This window comes from Paenibacillus sp. sgz302115, from assembly GCF_056120445.1.
Genome location: NZ_JBVYOK010000010.1, coordinates 19,116 through 42,129, shown reverse-complemented (window position 1 = coordinate 42,129; position 23,014 = coordinate 19,116). Strand labels below are relative to the sequence as shown.

The window sequence follows — 23,014 nt, the reverse complement described above, 5'->3', positions numbered from 1 at the left end:
CAACCATTCTAAATATTGGGAATTAAAAAGAACCCTTAAGGTTGTTCAACCTCAAAGGTTCCAATGCTTTTGGAGTCATTTATTAAGCTGTCACTGTATTCAGAAATGCGAGCAGCTACTCTCGTTTCTTCCCAACTGCGCCAAGGTAGATAACAAATTCTTCATCACCGTCTAATTCTAAAATCTCATCAATCAACTTTTGATCATAGATTCCAATTGCGCAAGCACCCGCACCGATAGATTCACTGGCTAAATAAAGGTTTTGGCATACATGTCCAACGTCGATAAGGATTTTTTTGTGAGCTGAAATATCATACTTCCATTCGGAGCGATAGGGTGTTGTACTCCATGCAAACAGTACAGAAGCTTTTTTTGCAAAGTTAGGGACAAATGGCTGATCTAAAGTAATCGCATCAATCTTCTGTTCAAGTTCATCTAATTCAAACATAAATAATAGCTTATGTTCTAGAGGAAGGTATCTGTAGATTCCTTGCTCAATGCCTTCTACCCGCATAATAATTAAATAGGTTTCAAAAGTGTGTGTCGCCCCACTGCATGGTACAGTTCGCAGCGTAAGTCCGTTCTTATTAATACCAGTAATCCCTTGGGTAGCCCATAATAAATAGGATAACTCATCCAGACTTAAAGTTTCCGGAGAATAAAACCTTGTACTTCTTCTTTGATTTATACAATCAAAAATGTTGTCATTACACACAACGTCTTTACTGACCTTTGGCAAATCAATAATCGGTGATTTCGGTTCAAAAGGCTTAACAATTGGCGGTTGTGCAAGCCCTTTGATCTTATCTGTCTTTATATGTTTAAATTCATGAAAATTAGATTTTAGAAAACGCCTTTGCTGTTCGTATCTTGTCATAACAGATCCCCCTAGATTACCTTATTAGCTTTAATTTATCATTTCATAAAAATTAGATTGTGATCTAACTCACTAATTCAGTTGTTTGGGTGAGCAACAAAAAACCTCCCCTCGCCCCTAGGGGCAAAAGAAGGCTTAAACATTAAGAGAACTACTATCTTCGAAAAAAGAAAATCCAATTCAATAAACTATGTACTCAAGTCACTTGATCACCCTGAAAAAGCCTTTAATAATTCTCCACTTCAACTTCTTTAGTATTCGGGTTAACTAGATACCATGCATAAATAACAGTGTCTCTACAATATCTCACTCCTATTCTGTATCTTCCATCATTTGTTTTCCCTTCATAACCAAAATATAAAGATTCATCTTCATACTTGGGGATATAGAATCCTTTACTATTATCTACAAAACCATATTTAGTTATTAAAATCTTCATAGATTTCTGAACATTCAAGTAATCAGCCTCTTTTACAAACCTCCCAAAGCCAACCGTAAATATATTCTTTTTCCCCTTATAACCATCACTTGAGAGGTAAGTAAAAGAAACATCCCCATCATAAAGGGAGATTTTTGCTTTAATGGTATTGCCAAATGAATCTACCCCTGTTAACTTAGCTTCCTGGTTATAGTCAAAGTAAACATTGTTAACTATTTGTGATGTGCCTGTTTGATCCGTTGAACTTTCAAGTACTACATGGGCGTGGTTATTCCCCAAAAATTTAATATTCATTTTACTGTAATATCCTGTTTGATTAGCAAAAGAAACATCAAGCCAAACCCCGTTATATTCAGAAAAAATTATATCAGCAATATCCATCGTTTTTTCGTTAGATTCTGCTTTAGTTATTATTTTTTTTGTTTTGTCACAGTAAACATTAATAAATCTTGTTCCATCCATGATTCTGAAATCCCAATATCCATTTTTCTCAGAGAGACTGTATAGAAAATCCGAGCTTTCTGCTGAGATTCCCTCAAGGGATTTCACAATGAATGTTGGGTAAGTTCTATTATTTGTTAATTCCACTCTTACTAGCGTTAATTTATTTTTCTTGAAAACCTCTTTTACCGGATGTTGCCATTTCCCTAAATCTGTAATGATGACTTTCGGATCTGTATTATTTATTTTCTTTATGGAAGCCACAGTTTCAGTGTCGATCTTTCCTACACTATGCACAACTGCCGTGTTTGTTTTATTCTTTGCATAATTCGACTCACTCTTGTCAAAAGTACATCCCGTAATATCGTTAATAACCAGTGCTAACATTCCCACAGCTATAATCTTCTTCATCTGCTCCCCCAAAATATCATCTTCTACATTACCCTTTTTTCCCTAAATTATAAATTCGACGTTTTTCAAACTTTCACCTCCAATTTTCCCTTTCAGGGAAAAGAATACAGTTTAATTGAAGAAATCCCTATATAACAAAAAACCTCCCCTCGCCCCTAGGGGCAAAAGAAGGCTTAAACGCGTCACTCCGAAGCACGGCAGCTAAATTTTTAGCTCCCCAAGCTTAATCAGCTCGACAACCGCTTGCGAACGGCCTTTTACGTTTAATTTTTGCATGACGTTAGAGATGTGGTTGCGGACGGTTTTTTCACTGATGAATAACAATCCGGCAATATCCCGTGTTGTTTTGTCCTGTACAAGAAGCTCGAATACTTCGCGCTCGCGATGCGTCAACAGGAATTTGCTGTGATGTTCGTTCCCCTTCAATGGTGTCACCCCTCCTTGCCCTGGGTTTGTTTGGTATAACAAGGTAAAGGGATACAGTCAAATCATACTATGTAGAGGGAATGTCAATGGTGCGGTCACAGCATGAAAATGGGCGGAGTCCTGGAGGCGGATCACAGACAGTACGGGGATTAATCATTTTATCAGCATATACAGTTAAAAAACCGCCTTCCGGCGGTATTCAAGCGCAGCTTACCGGTCCGTCACGCCCTTTTCGGTTACGCCGGTTTAGTCCGGTAATGCTGCTGCACATTCAGTGTATTTTATGAAATGGATTCCATAGCAAGCTTTTTATTGTGAGAGTTTCCCAAAGGGCATTATGATAAAATAGAGCCATATCATTAGTGCACCAGGAGGCGCCGCCGCCGATGGCCAATATTAAAGAAATCGCCCGCATTGCCGGGGTTTCCGTAACCACCGTATCACGCGTGCTGAATAACCATCCTTATGTCAGCAAGGACAAAAGAGCCGTTGTCCTCGAAACAATAGAACAATTGAAGTATACACGCAACATGAACGCCGTTCATCTGATCACTGGCCGCACCGGAGCGGTTGCGGTGATTCTTCCATATATCAATTCTTTTTACTTCTCGATTGTGATGGACGGGCTTGCCCATGAGGCGCTGATTGCCCAATACCGGCTGATTGTGTGCCAGACCAACTATTCCCGCGAAGAGGAGCTTAAGGTGCTGGACATGCTGCGCAATAAGGAGATTGACGGTGTGGTCATCGTCTCAACAGCGCTAACGCCTGAGATCATCGCAGAATATACCGCTTACGGGCCGATTGTGACCTGCCAAAATAGCGGGAAGCACTGCTACTCTTCTGTATATATTGAGCATTATGCCGCTTTCCGTCATGGCCTGCAGTATTTGTACGACAAGGGACACCGCAAAATTGGCTACTGTGAAGGCAGACAGAACGGCAGCAGCTCCTCTTTCCGCCAGTCCGCGTATCATGAGTTCCTTGCTGAAAAACGTCTGCCCTTCCATGACGAGTGGATGATCTTTGACTGTATGAATGAGGAGAGTGGAGCGGCAATAGCACAGCAGTTACTAACAATGCCTGAACGGCCGGAGGCGATGATAATTGCCGGCGATCATATCGCCGCAGGTCTTATCATTGAAGCCCGTAAGCACGGCATGAGCATCCCGGGGGATCTGGCGGTGATGGGTATCGACAACCAGCCCATCGGGCGGCTGCTGGAAATCACTACGATTGACAATCAGCTCTACGAGATGGGAGCGGCCGCCTTCCGCATCTTCCATGAGCAGATTAACGGCGGCAGCCATTGCCCGGTATACCGGAAGCTCGAGTACCGGATCATTGAGCGTTCTACAGTCTAAGCAGATGAATTACATCGTTGCATAAACGCCGAAAACACCTGCGAGTAATGGCCGCTCAAGCCAATAGGCGCCAGCGTAAGATCAATTTCAGCTATTTTTCAGCTAAGCAGCGGTTTCAGGTGTGATGCAGCCTCCCGATTATGGGAGGTTTTTTTGCGTTGACATGGCTATGATGTAAATCACATTTTTGTGTTGACAGCCTATGTACGGGCATTTATGATAAATCCTATAATTGATAACGATTATCATTTGCATACACAAAAAGGGGTGTTTTTATTGAAGTTTAGTTATGCTGTTCCCGCCAGTCTGCTTGCGGCTTCTATTTTGTTCACCGGATGTGCGAGCAATGCCAACAATAACGTTGGCAGCTCAGAAAGTGGCAGTGCTGTGACCAGTGCTCCAGTTGCTACCGCTGACAGTGCCAATACCGCGCCCGCCGCTGATTTCACAGCCGCAATCGAACAATACCGCACCTATGCCACTCAGCAAAGCGATGAGTTCGTCAAACAAACCGAAGCCTTCACCAATGCTGTAAAAGCAGGCAAGCTTGATGAAGCCAAGGCACTATATGCCCCGGCCCGCATGCACTATGAACGGATTGAGCCTATTGCCGAAGCGCTTGGAGATCTGGACCCTAATATTGATGCCCGCGAAAATGATGTAGATCCGGCCGAATGGCGCGGCTTCCATAAGATTGAACAGTCACTGTGGCAAAAAAATACTACTGAGGGTATGTCGGATGTGGCGGATGGGCTGCTGAAGGATGCACAGCTGCTGCGGGCCAAGGTGGAAACTGTGGAGATTGACGCCAGCCTGCTTGTTACCGGTGCAGTAGAGCTGCTGAACGAGGTCTCCTCCTCTAAAGTAACCGGTGAGGAAGAACGTTACTCTCATACGGACCTTTATGATTTTGTGGCCAATGTGGAAGGGGCGCAAAAAATTTATGAGCTGCTGAAACCGGAGCTGGCTAAAAAAGATCCCGAACTGGAGAAGACAATTGGCGAACGGTTCGATGCGCTGCTGACTGAACTGGCCCCATTTAAATCCGGGGATGGTTATGTGTCCTATGAAACGCTGAAGGAAGACCAGGTGCGTACATTAAGCCAGAATTTGGATGCTTTGGCTGAGCCGTTATCCAATATGGGAACTATTCTAGGAGTGTAAACGGGATGAAAAAGAAGAATCTTCTTAAGGACGACAACAAGAGCACTGGAATCTTTGATCAGAAGCTAAGCCGCCGCGAAATGCTGCGGCTTACCGGCGCCTCGGGCCTTGGCCTGCTGCTGGGCGGCGGAAGCGTGGGCGGCATTATGGCCGCCGGACAGGCAGCAGCACCTCCGCAAGCTTCCGGTGCTGACAGTATCCCTTTCTACGGTACTCATCAGGCGGGTATTCTGACACCTGCCCAAAATTTTCTCTGCTTCGCGGCGTTTGATCTCACCACAACGAAGCTGGCTGACGTGAAAAAGCTGCTGCAAGCATGGACTACAGCCGCCGCAGCCTTAACCTCCGGCAGCCTGATCGGCAGCGTCAACGATAACCCTAATCTTCCTCCTTCGGACACAGGGGAAGCAGATGGACTTACACCATCCAAGTGTACGCTGACCTTTGGGGTGGGACCTGCTTTTTTTGACGGACGGTTCGGGCTGTCCTCGCAGCGTCCGTCCACGCTCGCCGATCTCCCGGCATTCGCGGGAGACAGCCTGGAGCCGCAGTGGTCCGGCGGCGATCTCTGTGTGCAGGCCTGCGCCGATGATCTGCAGGTGGCATTCCATGCCATCCGCAATCTCGCCCGCATCGCCCGCGGCACAGCCGTGCTGCGCTGGACGCAGGAAGGCTTCCAGCGCACAGGCGCCGCTGACCCTAAAGGAGCTACACCGCGCAATCTGCTTGGCTTCAAGGACGGAACGGGTAACCCGGATGTCAAAGACGATGCCGAGATGCGCAAGGTCGTCTGGAGCGGGAGCGAAGGCCCCGCCTGGATGAACGGCGGCACCTACATGGCCGTGCGCCGCGTGCGGCTGCGGATTGAGGTGTGGGACCGGTCCACATTGAGCGATCAGGAGGCCACCTTCGGGCGGCACCGGCAGAGCGGCGCTCCCATTGGAGCTACCGACGAATTCGCCAAGCTGAATCTGGAAGCGGCAGACGCTACAGGCAAACCGGTCATTCCTCCCGACTCCCATTCCGCTCTCGCGCATGGTGACGGTACGGTAAAAATACTCCGCCGCTCCTACTCCTATTCCAGCGGAATAGATCTGACCACAGGGCAACTGGATGCAGGGCTCTTGTTCATCAGCTTTCAGAAGGATCTGGTGAAGCAGTTCGTAAGCATCCAGCAGCGGCTCGCTAAGAACGACCGCCTGAACGAATATATGGTCCACACCGGCAGCGCGGTATTTGCCTGCCTCCCCGGCGTCCGTGAAGGCGGCTATATCGGGGAGGCGCTGCTGGGCTAGGAGCTGACGGATGAACGGTAAAGAATAAACAGAGCACCGGGCTTCAACAACGGCATTTCTGCCTCGGGCAATCGCTTACGAAATGAACCACGAGATTGGATGAAGTGGAAAAAGGAAACCTAATTTGCGAATTTCACCGATTTTTTGGAGATTAGATGGAAAAAGTAGACTTAATTCTCTCCATTTCCATCCATTCAGTGATTTTATAAGGAAATAAGTGGACTTTTTCCCACTAACCATCCGGGGGTGAGGTCACTTAGCGGAATGAAGTGGAGAAATTCCACGCCAGTTATTTATTCCTGAAAATTACCTCAAAAATGAAAAAGCGGGCAGGTTAAGTAACTATAGGATTACAAGGAACAAGCCTTAATCTGACTGCCTGGTTATAGTTGAAAGGGAGGGCCCGATGTTATTACTTTTGCAGGTTAAGGAGCATAGGTCGCAAGCTCGCGGCGAACAGCTAATGCTTATGGGGCCGGAAGAGCGGTCTGGGATAAGAGCGGCGGATTGCGGCGAGCATCCAGCATCTACAAGGCTGGAGGAGCGGCCAGGGATGAGCGCAGCGGCTCGCGGCGAGCAACTAGCACGTATGGGGCCGGAAGAGCGCTCAGAGATGAGAGCGGCGGATTGCAGTGAGCAACCAGCATCTACAAGGCTGGAGGAGCGGCCAGGGATGAGCGCAGCGGCTCGCGGCGAGCAGCTAGCACGTACGGGGCCGGAAGAGTGCTCAGAGATCAGAGCGGCGGATTGCAGTGAGCAACCAGCATCTCCAAGGCTGGAGGAGCGGCCAGGGATGAGCGCAGCGGCTCGCGGCGAGCAACTAGCACGTACGGGGCCGGAAGAGTGCTCAGAGATAAGAGCGGCGGATTGCAGTGAGCATCCAGCATCTACAAGGCTGGAGGAGCGGTCAGGGATGAGCGCAGCGGCTCGCGGCGAGCAACTAGCACGTACGGGGCCGGAAGAGCGCTCAGAGATGAGAGCGGCGGATTGCAGTGAGCATCCAGCATCTACAAGGCTGGAGGAGCGGCCAGGGATGAGCGCAGCGGCTCGCGGCGAGCAAGCTAAGCGCTCGCAGTCGGCCGCAGCGCTGTTGCTCCGGCTGGCGAAGCGCCGGGGACTGCAGGCAGCCGTACTCTTCGGCTGCCTGTTCCTGCTGCTGCTCTACAAGCCAGCAGCGGTCTCGGCGGCGGAAGGGCCGCATGACGAGCTGCTGCCGCCGGTCGGCAGCGCGCTCGTCGAAGCCGGCCAGGGCCGCTGGGACGCGGCCGCCGCCGATGTGGAATCGTTCGCGGCGCTGTGGCGCACCGCGAACGAAGGCACGCCGGACCCGGCACTCGCCGGTCCGGCTGCCAAAGTTGACGCCGCGCTCGCAGACGCGGCGAAGACCCTTGCGGCGGGCGGCGGCACGCCCGCCAAAGCCGCACTGTCCACGCTCGCTAGAAGCGTGGACGCGTATGTGAACGCCGCCTCCGGCACAGGCGGCGTGGACACAGCCGCCGCCGGGCGGAACGCGGCGGCGAAGCTGCTGCCCGCTGCGCAGCGCGTGCGGGATGCGGCGCGCAGCGCCGATTGGACTGCGGCGGCGGAAGCGTACCGCGCCGTAGTCAGCGGATGGACGCCGGTGGAGCGTGGCATCCGCAAGGACAATCCGGCAGTGTACGGACTGCTGGAGACGAAGATGAGCCTGCTGCGGATTGCGCTGCAGGCCGAGCCGAGGCGCGAGGATGCGGCGAAGACGGAGGCGGAAGCGCTGTATACACTGCTGGCTGATTACAGCGCAGGCAAAGCGGTCGATACCGCGAATGTATCAACCGAACCTGCAACTATTGAGGGACTCATCAGCTACCTGAACAAAGCCTTGGCAGCCGCAAAGGCCGGTGACAGCGCCGGGGCGGCCGGAATCATGGAGCAGTTCATCTCCGTCTGGCCTTCGGCCGAAGGGCAGGTGCAGATTGCTTCCCCCAAGGTCTATGCCAATATCGAGAATGAAAGCGCGGCTGTAACCGGAGACCTTCTCTCCAATCCGCCTAAGCTTGAACAGGCGCTCTCGGCAATGGACAATATGCTGGCTGAGCTGACGCCGCTGGCCGGTGATACAAGCTATACAGCCTGGGATGCTGCATTGATTCTGCTCCGCGAGGGCCTGGAGGCTATCCTTGTGCTCGCTGCCCTCCTCGCCTATCTCAAAAGAGACGGCACACCCAAAACACAGCGCTGGGTCTGGTCCGGTGCAGCAGCCGGTCTTGCCGGCAGCATTGGGCTAGCTATCCTGCTGAGCCTTACGCTCTCCAAAGCGGCTTCCGGTGGAGCACGCGAGCTGATTGAGGGCATTGCCGGACTTGTTGCCGTGGTGATGATGCTGACCATCGGCCGCTGGCTTCATGGCAAGTCGAGTACTGCCGCATGGAATAACTATGTGGGCAGGCAGGTCGATGGCGCTCTGGCTAAAGGCAATCTGTGGTCGCTGTTTTTCATAGCCCTGCTTGCGATTCTGCGTGAAGGGGCGGAAACGACGATTTTCTATGTAGGAATGGCTCCTTCGATTGCCGTCTCGCAGCTCCTGCTAGGAATCGGAGGCGCGCTTGTGGTGCTCATTATCCTGGGTTACGCCATTATCGCCCTAAGTGCAAAATTGCCGATTGCCGCCTTCTTCCGTACAGCAACCGTGCTGATTTATTACTTAGTGTTCCGCTTCCTAGGCGAGAGTATCCACGCGCTCCAGGTGGCGGACAAGCTGCCTGCACATTCCGAGAGAGGTCTGCCTTCCATCGGCTGGCTCGGCTTGTACCCGACCTGGGAAACGCTGGTGCCTCAGCTTCTTATCCTGGTCTTCATTTTCTGGGAGCTGCTGCGCGGCAGAGCATCCGGCAAATCGCGTACAACCGGATAAGCCTGCATTTCAGGCGGAGTTCCCGAAAGGGATACATTTAGCCGAGCTAACGGACCGGAAAGCGCTTATCGCCTCTTCGGCAGGTATATTTGGTGTGAATGTCCGCCCCTAAAGGCTCTGGAGTCCGTTCACATGCGGAAAAATGACTTCCAGTAGAAATAAGAGCGGCTCGTTCCGTTACAAACGGGCAGACGTTTCCGATCAGGAGACGGTTCTATTCGTGGCTCTAAGTCTGACGACCTACCAGTAAAGCTTACCAGCCTCCTTCAGGCTTGCGGACCGCAGTTCCGCTGCCGCCTGAAGGAGGCTTTTTCTTGCTGTACGGGAAAAGTCCCTCTTGCAAGCTCCAGTGTTTTGTTTTATTCTGATTATGAAAATAATTTTCTTGTATATTGCATTATTTGTAAAAATAATTTTACATTATATTTGGAGAAAAGAAGGTGGAGCTTTTGTCTCCTATCCTGCATGCTCTTGAGCATGGGAAGTCCAAGCTCTCCCAAATGGAACGCAAGCTCGCGGAGCGTATTCTGGCCTCTCCCGGGGAAATCGTCCATATGGGCATTACCGAGCTGGCGGAGCAGTGCGGAGTCAGCCCTGCTACGATCACACGTTTTTGCAAGGTTCTGCATTTCAAAGGGTTCCCGGATTTCAAGGTCAAGCTGGCGGCGGAACTCGCCCATAGCGATGTTTTCCCGCAGGATGGCGGCTCATCTTACCAGGATATTGTTGCGGGCAATCCGCTGTCAGTAATTACCCAGGCCATGCAGGCCAACCATCTGGCTTCGATCCGTGACACAACCTCGCTGCTTGACCTTGACCGGATGCAGAGCGCCATTGATGTATTGTGCCAAGCGCGGCGGGTCGATCTGTACGGGATGGCGACCTCTTCCATCGTAGCCCAGGATTTCTACCAGAAGCTGGTCCGCATCGGTGTAAACTGCACGGCCTTTGCCGATTCCCACATGCAGATTACCTCCGCTTCTTCGCTCACTAAAGGCGACGTGGCGTTCGCTGTCTCTTATTCCGGGGAAACCCCGGAAACGATTGATGCCCTGAGCTGTGCTGCAGCCAGCGGCGCGGCCACCATCTCGCTGACCTCTTATGGCAGCAGCACGCTGTCCACGCTGGCGGACATTCCGCTGTTCTCTTCCTCACTGGAGCAGGGCATGCGGCGGGGCGATATGGCTTCGCGGATTGCGCAGCTCCACATTATTGATATTTTGTTCACCGGAATGGTCAGCACGCGGTTTGGAGATTTTATCCCTAAGCTGGAGCAGTCTTATTTGAATGTCCAACATTATCGGCATAAACGGGGAGGTCAATCTTAATGAATATTTTAAAGTTTAAAAATGATGAGGATTTCGCACAGACAGGAGCAAACCTGATTGTCAGTCTGCTGCAGAGCAATCCGAAGGCTGTTCTCGGCCTGGCTACAGGAAGCTCGCCAATCGGTGTATATGCCAAGCTGGTGGAGATGCACCGCAAGGGCATCGTCAGCTTTGCCAAAGCCTCTTCCTTTAATCTCGACGAATATGTGGGCCTGCCCGTGGATCACCCGCAGAGCTACCGCAGCTTCATGAATGAGCAGCTATTTAATCATATTGATATTGACCTGGCGAAGACGCATGTCCCTAACGGCAATGCAGCAGATCTGGATGCCGAGTGCCTTGCATATGATAAGCTGCTGGAGGAAGGCGGTCCGGTGGACCTGCAGCTCCTTGGCATTGGCAGCAACGGCCATATCGGCTTCAATGAGCCGGATGCCAGCCTTAGCAGCGGCACACATGTCGTTGACCTGCTGCAAGAAACGCTGGATGCAAATGCCCGTTTCTTCGACAGTCAGGAGGATGTGCCCCGCAAGGCGGTAACGATGGGCATCGGCGGTATTCTTAAAGCACGGCAAATTGTACTATTAGTGCGCGGCGAGGAGAAGGCTGAAGCAGTAAAGAACGCGCTGGAGGGACCGATCACGACACAATGTCCCGCCTCACTGCTGCAGAGCCATCCGAATGTCGTTGTGCTCCTGGATGAAGGTGCTGCAAAATGGCTGAAGTAAACAACACGAAGAGCACCACTGGTGAGCTGCTGTTCGGAAAGGTCCTGACCCCCTCCGGCTGGATTGAACAAGGGGTTGTCGCTCTGTCGGAAGAGGCCATTCATTATGTCGGAGAAGCCGCCTGGCTCCCCGAAGCCTATGCCTGCTGGCCTGTCGGCGAAGCAGAAAACAACGGCGGCCTGCTGATCCCGGGATTTATTGACGTCCATGTGCATGGCGGAGCCGGCCATGACTTCATGTACGCAGATGCAGGAGCCCTGGAGAGCATTACACGGTTTCATGCATCGCAGGGGACAACAACAATGCTGGCTACCACAATGACTGCGGACAAAAAGTCTATTGACCGCGTTATCGCTGAAGTGGATGCCTTCCGTACCGCCGGGATGCCTTATGCCCAGCTCGCAGGGTTGCATCTTGAAGGTCCGTTCATTAGCCCGAAATGGTCGGGTGCGCAGAATCCGGAGCATATTGTTCCCGCCAATATCGCTTGGCTGGAGCAATGGGAGGCGCAGTACCCGGGAATCATCCGGCAGGTTACACTGGCCCCGGAATGCGAAGGTGCACTGGAAGCTGTTCTATGGCTGCGCAAGCATGGAATTACGGCGGCTCTCGGACATACGAATGCTACTTTTGAAGAGGTTATTGCCGCAGCCGATGCCGGACTGAATCAGGCCGTTCATATGTTCAACGCCATGACCCCGCTTCATCACCGCAAACCGGGCGCAGCAGGCGCCATTATGTTCGATCCGCGTATCCGTGCAGAGATTATTGCCGACGGCATTCATGTGCATCCGGCAGCAATTACTGTGCTGTCCCGGCTCAAGAACGCCAATAATCTCATACTGATTACAGACGCTATGTCAGCAACCGGACTAAGCGATGGTGAATATACCATCGGTGATCTTCCGGTACTGGTCCGTGACGGCGTTGCCAGGCTGAAGGAGAACCCGGAAGCTCTGGCAGGAAGCACCCTTACGATGATTCGCGGGTTCCGTTATCTGGTGCAGGAGATTGGCCTCAGTCTGGAGGAAGCCTCCCGTGCCGCCAGCCTGACGCCGGCAATTTCGCTCGGCTTGGAGCGGACCACCGGTTCGCTGGAAGCCGGAAAACGCGGAGATGTCCTGCTGCTTGATGACGCGCTTGAATTGCGCGGAGTCTGGATAGGCGGGCGTAAAATGGCTGAATCATCGTAATTCTCAGACTATATGCCAAAATTCAAAAACGCAGCCATCCCCTGTCGGTTAAGCCGGAAGGGTGGCTGCGTTTTTTTTGAATAAAACCAAACTTCCTCAGGAATACTATCCCAGGTCAAGGTCAGCGATTAATACCCGCTGCGCGTAGGGAAAATACGCTCAACCATGATGCGGAATTCATTGGCAAAGCCCTTCAGCGGATGTCCCGCACGGACTTGATCAGCATAGAAGTTGGCCCGCTGCACGAAATCGGGATTCGCCGACACGTAGACATTGTCGATGCCCTTGTGGTGTTTTTTCACCTCATCAGCTATCTTGTTCTTCAATTCCGTGGTAACCCTATCGTTGTGAGTCACGTTATTGGTGCTGTATGGGGCAATATTACTATTAGGTGTAATGGTACGAGTTCCGGCCGCTGTCCCCATGTTTACATCAAGATCATGCTTCAAACGGCGGCCATCGACGGTATTATTCCCCACATAGGTTCCAGGGGTTGGGGTAACTAGTCCTGTTCCGCCAACAGTTCCTCTACCGGTATAATGTCCCGGAACTCCCGTCATTGAACCTCCCATACCGGTCATTCCTGGTGTTCCTGTCACTGTCCCTCTTGTGCCTGGCAGGATTCCAGAAGGGTTGCCGATACCCGTTACTCCCGGTGTTGTCACCGTCCCTCTTGTGCCCGGCAGGATTCCGGAAGGTCTCCCCATTCCGGTATAGTTGTTCAAGTGCGAAGGGCGGCCGGTGATGCTTGTCGCATGCGTCCCAGCTGAGGCTTCATTGAGGGTTACAGCTACATAGGCGCTTTTTCCGGCCAGCATTACATGCGCAGAACGGATCTCCGGCAATGCGGCAATCCGGTTAGCCAGATCCTGGCTCATTTCCATATTATCAAAGTTGTTTACGTGCATTCTCCCCGGTACAGCGTTTACGTTCAGACGCCCGTCATGCATCCCCCGTACACTTTTGGTCTGAACATTCCCCGTTGCTGTGTTATTGGCTCCGCAGCCTGTAATAGTTACCATACCCAGAAGCAGCGCGGCGGATACCGACAGGCTGATCTTCGATCGCAACATGTTTCATCCTCCATCTCTAAAGTTGTAATGTGTGCAACGTAACAGTCATTAGGATGGCCTCCATCCCATTAGGCTATGCTGAAAGGATTTGGTACTAGCGCCTGTTATCGTCACCGGTAAGAGGAATTCAGCGTAACATATTAACATCAGGCCGTATTCTGCAAAGAGCGCCGGTGCTTCTCCGAAAGGTGAAATCAGGAGGGATAAGCATGAAGGTTTTATTTACGTTTTATGTACCGAGCGGCGGGGTGGAGACGCTGAACAAGCTGCGGTGCGAGAATCTTCAGCGCAGCGGTATTGAATGTCATGTTCTATATATCATGCCGGGTTCAGGTACACAGAATGTACCGACTTTCCCGGTGTTTATTGCTCCCGAGGATGCCGATATCAAGGCAGTTCTCGATACGCACAGGTATGATGCCATTATTGTTACCTCGGATTTCCTGATGCTTGAACGTCTGCGCCGGCTGGGGTTTAGCGGCCCCCTGATCTACGAAGCCCAGGGCCTCGGAACCCGCAGTGCGGCAAAAGAGCTGGTACTGCAAGCCTTACCCTTTTTAAGCAACTATAGCAACGCAGTACTGATTCCGCCCACAAATCATTTGCTGGAGCTGTTTACGTCGCTCTGTCCTTGGCTGCAGCTTTTTGTCATTCCCAATATTGTAGATGTTCAGTCATTCCAGCTAACTCCCGGAGATTCTCCTTCTGATCCGGTTATTGCCTGGATAGGACGCCTGGAGCCTAATAAGAATTGGAGCGAGTACTTGAAAATTGCCTATCATCTCCGCCTCAAGAAGCCAAACCTTCACCTGTGGATGTTCCATGATCCGAAACTTGCCTCAAAGGGGCAAAAGCAGCTATTCGACGCCGAGCTTATGTACCTGGGGCTGAACGACCGATTGAATGTTATTACCAATCTTCCTAATCATCTGATGCCCATGTATTACTCCGCAATTACGAGGTCGGGCGGGTTCTTGCTGTCCTCTTCGATCACAGAAGGATTTGGGTATGCGGTTGCAGAAGCTGTCTGCTGTACTTGTCCTGTGCTCAGCACCGATTCCGACGGTGTAAGGTCCTTTATTATCCATAATGTTACCGGCAAGTTCTACCCGCTAGGTAATGTTGAGGCTGCTGTGGGTGAAGCTCTGGAGCTGATGGATAATTTGCCGCTGCGCACTGCCATCCGTGAGCAGGGCCGAAGCCATATGGTCACCCATTTCGGTTCCGGGCAGTATGCCGTATCCTTTCGCCAAATGCTGAATTCTTTTTCCATATACTAGATGCGGCAAAAATAAAGAACCTTCAAGCCCACCGGATAACGTTGAGCTGAAGGTTCTTTTTATTGTGATAGGGTTATGCTCAGCCTCCCATTGATGTAATCATGGACTTAAGCATAGGTCTGTAGCGGGCATTGGTTGCGGCTGCTTCAGCCTGAATGGCGTCATAATGCTTAATCGTTCCCATACCGTCATGCCGCCGGTACGCGGTTAAGGACTGGTTCAACAGAATTGGCGGATACCCGTTCAGAACGGCACGGAACCACAGGTCATAGTCATGAGTGTAGGGCAGCCTTTCGTCAAACAGCCCGATAGCGCCGAACAATTCCCGTTTGATCATCACCGTACAGCCGTTAATCGGATTGCCATACAAAAAACTGCGCATGTATTCAAGATGACTAGGAAATGCCGAAGCCGCATTCATCTCGGTCAATTGCGAATTTCCGTTAACATAATTGAAATTGGTATGAGTGATCAGCAGCCGGTTCTGCTCCATAAACAGCACTTGGTTGTTGATCTTGTCGTGATAGAACATATCATCTGAGCTCAGCCACGCCACATAATCACCCGTTGAATGCATGATGCCGTGGTTTAGTGCTGAGGCGGTACCACCGTTGCTTTTGCCCAGATAGTTGATTCGCTCCAGATATGGCGTAATCCGCTCTGTATGCATGGTGGAGCCGTCATCAACCACGACGATTTCACAAGGCTGCCAGGATTGGGCCAAGGCGCTTTGCAGCGCCTGTTCAATATATGGACAATTGTAAAAAGGAATAATTATCGACACTTTCGGCTTCATAAAAAACCTCCTTTGCTGCTAGCCCGGTAATACTCCATGATATCCGCAAGCGAGCGGGGAAGCCCGATTTGCGGACCCCAGCCGAGGCTTCCGGCATTGTCTTCACAGGATGAACAGGATGAGGATAATCCTTCATTAGTAGCAGATGATGCCGGCTGTGTTCCTGGAACGGCAGCTGTCTGTTGTGCTGCGCTCTCTGGTCCCCAGTCTATCTCCACCGGAACCGCTGCATGAACCAGCAGTTGTTCCGCAATCTCTCCTAACCCCCGCTGTGTTCCGGAATCAATCCGGTACACCCTTCCTGTCTCTCCTGTACGCAGAATGCAGTCATACGCTCTAACCGCATCGCGCACATCCAGGAAATCCCGCAGGGCGTAACGCGAGGAGAGCTTGAAGGGCGGCGGAGCCCCAGAAGCGCCTGCCGCAGCTTCAGTCCGTACAATATGCTGCGCAAGCAAGGAGCAAAACCCGGTGGATGGGCCGGGGCCGATCAGATTGCAGGGCTCCGCCAGCAGCACGGGCTGCTTGAACAATGTGCCCCAGGCCAGTGATACCAGTTCCTCAAGGGTTTTGCTTAGACTGTAGGGGTGAGGCGGCCCTGCTGAAAAGCCCGGACGGAACTTGAGCCGGGAGCCGGCCACCAGAATACGGCGGGCCGGCCGGCTGCGCAGCGCATCAAGCAAATACAGTGTAGCCATAACATTTGTCTCCATATAGAGCAGAGGGTCCCGCCAGGATTCCGGCACCGAATTTTTGCCGGCCAGGTGCAGCACTTCATCCGGCTGGACCTCTTCAATCATCGACCTGACCGCCTCGCGGTCGCTCAAATCGCATACCTGCTGCCTCACACCATCTGGAAAAACGGCTGAGTCCGCCACCGGATGGCGAACCACGGCAGTTACCTCAGCTCCTGCCTCCCTGAAGTAAGCCACGGCATGCCTTCCGGTAAATCCGGCGGCCCCGGTAATGAGCACTCTCCGAGCCGTCATGTGGGCATTCCCGGCTGGTTCATCCAGGCCGCAAGCTCCGTCAGCATGACAGGATATGAAGGAAGCTGCACATGTACGTCTGTTCTAGTGCTGATCAGCGTGCGATCCTGAATATGCGTTGCCTCGGGAATGATTTTCACATCCCTTTTTTCAAACGCAGCCTGCATGTGAAGAAGCAGCTCATATTTACTGAGCGGCTCCGGATGAGCCAGATGAATCAGACCGGAGACCTCCGAATTCAAAAGGGAATCCACGGCTTTGGCCAGCTCCAGAGTGGTAACACCATTCCACATGACCCGCTGATAGCCGGATACCGGACCCTTTTGCGAGAGAAACCATTCCATCAAGCCGATGCCGCCGGAGCGGATTTCCGGCCCGATAATGGAGGTGCGGATGGTCAAATGTCCAGGCTCCCGCACCTCTCCAAGACTTTTGGTTATGGCATAAACGGAGGTGCCGTCAGGCGTATCGTTTTCGGTGTAGCCGCCGCGCGTTCCTTCGAACACGCAGTCGGTGCTGATGTGGATAAGCCGGGCGTGAACACTGTCCGCGGCGCGCCGCAGGCGATGAGGCAGAAACCCGTTAACATGGTATGCGCCTATTTTATCGCGTTCGGCAAATTGATTAAGCACGCCAAGCGCATTGATGATGCAATGGGGAGAGACGATTTCGACCAGTTTTTCTACTCCGGTGATATCGTCAGCATCGATATACAGCCCGCCAAGATCCCTCTTATCCCGGGTTGTATGGAAGACGTGATGCTTGCCCTGGCGGCGGAAATAATCCGCCAGCATATGACCCGCCATACCGTTTCCGCCGAGGATAAGCAGCTTCATTGTAGGAACCCTCCCCGGATCAGGATGTTCTTGATCTCCTCCTGGTCCATCAGGTTATTCTCCGAGCTGAAGCTGCTGAAGGATACATGCGGATACACGCTGTAATGGGCTTTCAGCTCCGGCATATCCAGCGTAGGGAGAATGACCAGGTACTGCTCATCGTAGACAACCGTTGTCTGGCTCTCGAAATCGCTCATCAGGATTTCATGGATTTTTTCCCCCGGACGGATGCCTGCTTCGATGATGCTTACATCCGGTTTGCCGGAAGCCTTAATCAGTACCTCTGCCAGATCCACAATCCGGCAGGTCGGCATGGTCATCACAAAAATTTCCCCGCCAATGCTCACCTCAGTAGCTTTGAACAGCAAGGTAATCGCATCGCGCAGGGTAAAGAAGAAGCGGGTCATTTTCATATCGGTAATGCGCACCTGTCCCTTGTCCTTGATCTGCTTCATGAACAGATGGACCACACTGCCGTTTGTACCCAGCACATTGCCGCCGCGTACAGTTACGAACTGAGTCTGCGAGCCAAGCAGGTTGGCATAGACGAACAGCTTCTCGCCTATTGCCTTAGTCATACCGTAGAAGTTGGACGGGTTAGCGGCTTTATCCGTGGAGATGTAAATCGCTTTTTCCACATTGTTCGCAATAGCGGCTTCAATGACATTCTGTGTGCCAACTACATTCGTCTTAAGCGCTTCATATGGCTGGTCTTCGCAGACTGGAACATGCTTGAGCGCCGCCAGATGAAAGATATAATCAACACCCCGGCAGGCTGCCGTGAGAGCGTCTTTGTCCCGGATGTCGCCGATGATGAAGCTGAGGCGGGAATCTTCATATTCGCGACTCATCGCCACTTGTGCAGACTCGCTGCGGGAGAAAATCACAATTTCTTTCGGATTCTGAGGCAAAAGCTGCCGGATGAGTTCATGCCCCCAGGAACCGGTTCCGCCTGTGACAAAAATCCTTTTATTATTGAACATGCAGGTTCCCTCCAAGCAGAAATTTGACTACCTTAACTGAGACATCCGGGGTCAAATAACCCTCCGGCGCCTCCCATTTCGGGCTCAGTGACGTCATAAGACGGGTGCAGCGCAAAATGCTGTCCCGCTCCACTCCTGACACTACATTGCTGCCGCAATCAACGGTTTCCGGCCGTTCTGTGGTTCTGCGGATCGTTACAGTCGGCACACCCATCAGGCAGCATTCCTCCTGAACGGTTCCGCTATCGGTGATCGCGCACAGGGCATACCGCTCCAAATGGACAAAATCGAAAAATCCGAAGGGCTCATGAAATTCCACCAGCGGATTCATTACCAGCTCATCTTGACCGGTAAGCTTCGAGCGGGTACGCGGATGGATGCTGCAGATCAGGCGGAGGCCAAAGTGCTCAGCCACCAGGTTCAGTCCTGACATAATCTGCAGCAAGGACCCGGGATCATCCACATTCTCCGCCCGGTGGGCGGTGACCAGAAAATATTCGCCTGCCGTCAGATTCAGCCGGGTCATAATTTCGCTGCTTCCTATCTGCTGTTCATAATGTGTGATGACCTCATGGATCGGATTGCCGGTTAATACAATACGCTGGCTGGGAAAACCTTCGCTGAGCAGATGTCTTTTACTCTGCTGCGTATAGGGCATATTAATGGTGGAGACGGCATCTATGACACGGCGGTTTTTCTCCTCAGGCACTTTCAAATCATAGCAGCGGTTGCCCGCTTCCATATGCACTACAGGAATGCCCATCCGCTCAGCGAGAATCGCGCAGAGTGCGCTGTTCGTATCGCCGAGGAGCAAAATCCGGTCCGGCTGCTCCTTCACCAGGATGCTCTCCAGGCTGCCGAACATCGCGGCGAGCTGCCCACCCAGTCCCGCCTGCTTATCCTGCAGCACATAATCCGGTGCCCGCAGACCCATCTCCGCGAAGAAGATTCCGCTGAGACTGGCGGTGAAGTTCTGTCCTGTATGCACCAATACATGCTGCTCGGCATGCTCATCGAGCAGCTGGATAATAACACTAAGCCGGATGATCTCGGGCCGTGTGCCCAAAATCGTCATGATCTTCATGGGTTCACTCCCTTTTGATTAGCAGTAATTCTGCCGCTGGGTGACATGTGAAGCCGCATTTTGCGGCGATATTAACGGCAGAATTGCCGTTGTTGGCTGCACTTAGCACGGGTGCGGCGGATTTAACGGCTGATTTGCCGTTATTGGCTGCGATCGGCTCGGGTGCGGCGATATTAACGGCAGATTTGCCGTTATTGGCTGCGCGTGGAGCAGATGCGGCGGTTATAACGGCAGATTTGCCGTTATTAGCTGCGCTTAGCGCGGGTGCGGCGGATTTAAGGGCAGAATTGCCGTTGTTAGCTGCGATCGGCTCGGGTGCGGCGGATTTAACGGCAGATTTGCCGTTATTGGCTGCGTGTGGAGCAGGTGCGGCGGTTATAACGGCAGAATTGCCGTTGTTAGCTGCGATCGGCTCGGGTGCGGCGGTACACAGCCGCACCTGTCCCGGCCAGCGGTTTCCCCGCTGGCCTCAGGCCGCTTTGCGCCGCCGCTTCGCCGGGCGGCGCGCGCGGTGACCTGCGCGGCGCTGTTTCGCGCCGCGGCTCTTCCGGCGCGCGGCTGGCGCTGCGCGCCGTTTGCGTTCCGGGCGCGAGCGCCTACGCGCCCGGGATTTGGCGCGGCGCAGCCTGCCGCGCCGGAGCTTGCCGCGACGCAGCCGGACGGTGCTGCGCGCAAGGCCCTTGCGCCGCGGCGGCGATTGCGCCGCGGCGGGTATGCCGCTGTCCGAAGCTTCGGCAGCGGGCAGTTCTGGTACGCCGACAGCTTCCGGCGGCGGCGCAAGGCAATAGCGGAGATGCCACCTCTCCGCGAGCCCCAGCAGGCGGGCACGGTAGGCTGCCGGCCCATAGACGGCCTCGACGCGTTCCCGCGCCTGACTGCCGATCGCTGCCGCCAGCCCAGGCGCAGCCAGCAGGCTGTTCACCCGTTCGGCCAAGCCTTTGAAGTCCGCCACAGAAACAAGCTGCTCGCTGCAGCCTACAGCCAACAGAATTTCCTGCAGCCCGCCGGAATCATAAGCGACCACCGGCTTTCCGAATACCATTCCTTCCAGCGCAGTCATGCCGAAGCCCTCGCGGATCAGGCTGGGGACAACCAGCACATCCAGCGCGCAATAAACCTCGGAGAGACGTTCCTCATAACCGACAAACTTGAAGTGGGAGGTCAATCCTTCCAGCTTCACCTTGCGTACACAACGGTCATAGTAGCTTTTATCTCCGGGTGTACCGACAACAATATATTTGGCTTTCGGATGCTGCGCAGATACAAGGACGGCCATCTTGACGAAATGCTCCAAGCCCTTTTCCTTATTAATGAAGGAAGACACATAACCGACCAGCGGCTCCTCCGGTGCCACCTTCAATTCACGCCGCCGCTCGCCCCGTAGCTTGCTCCAGGCCTCAAACATGATCTCTGTGTCATTCCAGGACGGCGGAAGCTGAGTCACCTTGCCCTCTCGGATATCCTCGGGAAAACATGCCGCCGCCGTATGTGAAATAGCCAGGATTTCATCACTGTTCTTATGAATCAGCTCCACACTGATCGAAGTGTAATCATTATCCGTTATCGTCTCTGAAATCTTCCATACCACCGGAATACCCAGCGATTTCGCCGCGAGCGCCGGCAAAACATGAACACAAGTACTGGTAATGACAAAAGCCGGATGCAGTGCAGCAAGCCAGTCTCTCAGCTCGTGATACTCCCGGCTGTCCTGGAGTTTGCGGATATCCGCTTCCAGTCCGGCATATGGTGTGTAAATTCCATAGACCAGAGGAATTGGCAGCAGCTGCACATTCAGACCGTAATTACGTGCCTGACGTGTCAGCTTGCCTTCTTGGGGCGCTACTAGAATGCAGTTAAAATAGAGGGAGAGCTCCCGGCTGAAGAACAGCAGCAGCTTCTCGGCACCCGTAATACTGCGTGTATTGGATACATGGGAAAAGAGTACGATTGTCGCTTTGTCGGCCATGGTGTTTCGGCGCTCCCTGGCAGGTATGGAGCCGCCATTCACCTCCTAAAAGTTTTACGGAGCAACGCTTCCTGACTCTCTTCATAGTAAAACTCACTTCGTAAGCATCCGCTTAGTTTTACGGAGCAAATCTTCCTGAATTCTCTTCACAGTAGAACTCGCTTCGTAAGCATTCGCTTTACTGCTTGCAGGCGAGTGCCGGAGCCCGGTACTCCAGTATATTGAGGGGGAACAGATGCAGGCACGACACCTGTCCCCTGATATGCGCACATTTTCACTTTGTCTTCGCCCCGCTCCGTTACAATCAGCCATAAATGACAGTTAACAACTGATGCAGGCGTTTGGTGTACGTGTGATCGCTCAGCGTACGCTCAAAGGCACGCAGTGCCATTTCCCGGCGTTCTTCTTCATGGGTCAGGTAATAACGGATTTTTTCCATCATTTCCTGTGGGGTTGTGAAGGTGTCGATTTCTTCTCCTACCTTGTAAAATGAGCCCAGATCATCTCTGGCATCGCTAAGCTGCAGCGTTCCGCTGGCTGCGATCTCAAAGGTGCGGGGATTCGGCGAAGCTGCAGGAATGAACAGCTTATTATTATTGTCCACCTCGTCAACGTGGGAACGGTGGAGGTTAATGACGATTTTGGAGCCGCTATAGGTCAGCGCCGTTTCCTGCGGCGACATCCATTTGCCAATCTCAATGCGCTCCCCATAAAGCGGCGCCTCAGGCAGACGGTCCCACCAAATGCCGTTGATAATCGTGTTGTAGCTCATCAGCTCAGGCATGATGTCACGGAAGAAGCTGATCCGGTTCCAATAAGCGGAGCCGATGAAGCTGATGTCCCGGCTCACCGGCGAACGTCCTGTCGTCGGACGATAGTGCTCCCTGTGGGCGGCGAAGGGCAGATAGTGCACCTCTTTGCAGCCAAGGCTACGGTAGACTTCCACACAATTAAGCTCCAGTGTGAATACATAGTCGTAATGCGCTACAATTCTCATCGTGAAATCCGTGTAATAGGGATCATCCGTCAGCCAGATCGCCGTCTTGATGCCCTTGCCGCGCAGCGAAGCAATTTGCTCCAGCGGCAAATCCATCCCATCCAGCACCAGCACCAGATCGGGTCGCTGCGCTTCGGCAAGCTCCACCAGATTCTTCCGCACATCGGTGATCGTGACCTGAGCAGTTAATCTCTGCAGCGAATTGAGAACCGCATCGTCCAGGGGAGAATACGGGTACCCTTTTCCAGAAGCCACATACATCACATGGAGGTTGCGGACAGGAACCGGCTCCTCCGGCCGGCCGTCCAGAATAGCGAGTCTTCCACGCAGATAGCCTTCATCGTAGCCAATCTTAAAGCCGGTCAGGCGTCCACGCAGCTTCTCTTCTTCGGCAGGCGTCTGTAGAAAGGGCGGTGCAGGCATAATAAAATCATTGTTCATGAGTATTCGCTCC

The 23,014-nt window shown here is 52.6% G+C and carries 20 protein-coding genes; 9 read left to right on the top strand and 11 right to left on the bottom strand.

Annotated features, from left to right (window positions below; all coding sequences use genetic code 11):
- Positions 1 to 115: 115 nt before the first annotated feature.
- From AC0LWN_RS18855 to AC0LWN_RS18845, 3 genes are all read right to left on the bottom strand, one after another.
- Positions 116 to 877, bottom strand: coding sequence for a SagB/ThcOx family dehydrogenase (locus tag AC0LWN_RS18855; protein ID WP_474667976.1), 762 nt, complete (start codon positions 875 to 877; stop codon positions 116 to 118).
- Positions 878 to 1,103: 226 nt separating this feature from the next.
- Positions 1,104 to 2,168 carry a hypothetical protein gene (locus tag AC0LWN_RS18850; RefSeq protein WP_474667974.1) on the bottom strand — a complete coding sequence of 355 codons (1,065 nt, stop codon included), beginning with the start codon at positions 2,166 to 2,168 and terminating at the stop codon, positions 1,104 to 1,106.
- A 201-nt stretch (positions 2,169 to 2,369) separates the two neighbouring features.
- Positions 2,370 to 2,594, bottom strand: coding sequence for a helix-turn-helix domain-containing protein (locus AC0LWN_RS18845; RefSeq protein ID WP_019908812.1), 225 nt, complete (start codon positions 2,592 to 2,594; stop codon positions 2,370 to 2,372).
- A gap of 386 nt (positions 2,595 to 2,980) precedes the next feature.
- On the opposite strand from AC0LWN_RS18845, the gene AC0LWN_RS18840 reads away from it, so the two are divergent.
- The 7 genes from AC0LWN_RS18840 to nagA all read left to right on the top strand — a co-directional run bounded on the left by AC0LWN_RS18840 (position 2,981) and on the right by nagA (position 12,556).
- The gene (locus tag AC0LWN_RS18840) at positions 2,981 to 3,958 is read left to right on the top strand and encodes a LacI family DNA-binding transcriptional regulator (RefSeq protein WP_474667970.1); all 978 of its coding nucleotides are present in this window, start codon (positions 2,981 to 2,983) and stop codon (positions 3,956 to 3,958) included.
- A 276-nt stretch (positions 3,959 to 4,234) separates the two neighbouring features.
- Positions 4,235 to 5,122, top strand: coding sequence for an iron uptake system protein EfeO (efeO, locus tag AC0LWN_RS18835; protein ID WP_474667968.1), 888 nt, complete (start codon positions 4,235 to 4,237; stop codon positions 5,120 to 5,122).
- 5 nt (positions 5,123 to 5,127) lie between these two features.
- Positions 5,128 to 6,417: an iron uptake transporter deferrochelatase/peroxidase subunit gene (efeB, locus tag AC0LWN_RS18830; protein ID WP_474667966.1), complete on the top strand. Its 1,290-nt coding sequence runs from the start codon at positions 5,128 to 5,130 to the stop codon at positions 6,415 to 6,417.
- Between the two features lie 406 nt (positions 6,418 to 6,823).
- Positions 6,824 to 9,307: an FTR1 family iron permease gene (locus AC0LWN_RS18825; RefSeq protein WP_474667964.1), complete on the top strand. Its 2,484-nt coding sequence runs from the start codon at positions 6,824 to 6,826 to the stop codon at positions 9,305 to 9,307.
- A gap of 449 nt (positions 9,308 to 9,756) precedes the next feature.
- On the top strand, positions 9,757 to 10,635 hold the full coding sequence (locus tag AC0LWN_RS18820; protein WP_474668239.1) for a MurR/RpiR family transcriptional regulator: 879 nt from the start codon (positions 9,757 to 9,759) through the stop codon (positions 10,633 to 10,635).
- Positions 10,635 to 11,363, top strand: coding sequence for a glucosamine-6-phosphate deaminase (gene nagB, locus AC0LWN_RS18815; RefSeq protein ID WP_474667962.1), 729 nt, complete (start codon positions 10,635 to 10,637; stop codon positions 11,361 to 11,363). The genes AC0LWN_RS18820 and nagB overlap by 1 nt, the downstream gene beginning before the upstream one ends.
- The gene (gene nagA / locus AC0LWN_RS18810) at positions 11,351 to 12,556 is read left to right on the top strand and encodes an N-acetylglucosamine-6-phosphate deacetylase (RefSeq protein ID WP_474667960.1); all 1,206 of its coding nucleotides are present in this window, start codon (positions 11,351 to 11,353) and stop codon (positions 12,554 to 12,556) included. Before nagB ends, nagA begins: the two co-directional genes overlap by 13 nt.
- Before the next feature lie 128 nt (positions 12,557 to 12,684).
- Here nagA and AC0LWN_RS18805 read toward each other — a convergent pair whose 3' ends face one another.
- Positions 12,685 to 13,629, bottom strand: a complete 945-nt coding sequence (locus tag AC0LWN_RS18805; protein ID WP_474667958.1) for a YhcN/YlaJ family sporulation lipoprotein — start codon at positions 13,627 to 13,629, stop codon at positions 12,685 to 12,687.
- Between the two features lie 209 nt (positions 13,630 to 13,838).
- Here AC0LWN_RS18805 and AC0LWN_RS18800 point away from each other — a divergent pair, with 209 nt between their 5' ends.
- A complete protein-coding gene (locus tag AC0LWN_RS18800) occupies positions 13,839 to 14,909 on the top strand; it encodes a glycosyltransferase family 4 protein (protein ID WP_474667956.1) in 1,071 nt (356 codons plus the stop codon).
- A gap of 79 nt (positions 14,910 to 14,988) precedes the next feature.
- Here AC0LWN_RS18800 and AC0LWN_RS18795 read toward each other — a convergent pair whose 3' ends face one another.
- The 5 genes from AC0LWN_RS18795 to wecB are packed head-to-tail and all read right to left on the bottom strand — an operon-like array spanning position 14,989 to position 19,597.
- The gene (locus AC0LWN_RS18795; protein WP_474667954.1) at positions 14,989 to 15,705 is read right to left on the bottom strand and encodes a glycosyltransferase; all 717 of its coding nucleotides are present in this window, start codon (positions 15,703 to 15,705) and stop codon (positions 14,989 to 14,991) included.
- Entirely contained in the window at positions 15,702 to 16,694 is a 993-nt protein-coding gene (locus tag AC0LWN_RS18790; RefSeq protein ID WP_474667952.1) for an NAD-dependent epimerase/dehydratase family protein, read from the bottom strand. Before AC0LWN_RS18790 ends, AC0LWN_RS18795 begins: the two co-directional genes overlap by 4 nt.
- Positions 16,691 to 17,530: a dTDP-4-dehydrorhamnose reductase family protein gene (locus tag AC0LWN_RS18785; protein ID WP_474667950.1), complete on the bottom strand. Its 840-nt coding sequence runs from the start codon at positions 17,528 to 17,530 to the stop codon at positions 16,691 to 16,693. Before AC0LWN_RS18785 ends, AC0LWN_RS18790 begins: the two co-directional genes overlap by 4 nt.
- Positions 17,527 to 18,513: a polysaccharide biosynthesis protein gene (locus tag AC0LWN_RS18780; RefSeq protein ID WP_474667948.1), complete on the bottom strand. Its 987-nt coding sequence runs from the start codon at positions 18,511 to 18,513 to the stop codon at positions 17,527 to 17,529. The genes AC0LWN_RS18785 and AC0LWN_RS18780 overlap by 4 nt, the downstream gene beginning before the upstream one ends.
- Positions 18,503 to 19,597: a non-hydrolyzing UDP-N-acetylglucosamine 2-epimerase gene (wecB, locus tag AC0LWN_RS18775; protein WP_458967853.1), complete on the bottom strand. Its 1,095-nt coding sequence runs from the start codon at positions 19,595 to 19,597 to the stop codon at positions 18,503 to 18,505. The genes AC0LWN_RS18780 and wecB overlap by 11 nt, the downstream gene beginning before the upstream one ends.
- Before the next feature lie 47 nt (positions 19,598 to 19,644).
- On the opposite strand from wecB, the gene AC0LWN_RS18770 reads away from it, so the two are divergent.
- Positions 19,645 to 20,112 carry a hypothetical protein gene (locus tag AC0LWN_RS18770; protein ID WP_474667946.1) on the top strand — a complete coding sequence of 156 codons (468 nt, stop codon included), beginning with the start codon at positions 19,645 to 19,647 and terminating at the stop codon, positions 20,110 to 20,112.
- Here AC0LWN_RS18770 and AC0LWN_RS18765 read toward each other — a convergent pair.
- Together AC0LWN_RS18765 and AC0LWN_RS18760 are read right to left on the bottom strand one after the other, a co-directional pair.
- Positions 20,067 to 21,563: a glycosyltransferase family 4 protein gene (locus AC0LWN_RS18765; protein ID WP_474667944.1), complete on the bottom strand. Its 1,497-nt coding sequence runs from the start codon at positions 21,561 to 21,563 to the stop codon at positions 20,067 to 20,069. The genes AC0LWN_RS18770 and AC0LWN_RS18765 overlap by 46 nt on opposite strands.
- A gap of 304 nt (positions 21,564 to 21,867) precedes the next feature.
- Positions 21,868 to 23,001 (bottom strand): CgeB family protein, encoded by a 1,134-nt coding sequence (locus tag AC0LWN_RS18760; protein WP_474667942.1) that lies wholly within the window; start codon positions 22,999 to 23,001, stop codon positions 21,868 to 21,870.
- Between the last annotated feature and the right edge of the window lie 13 nt (positions 23,002 to 23,014).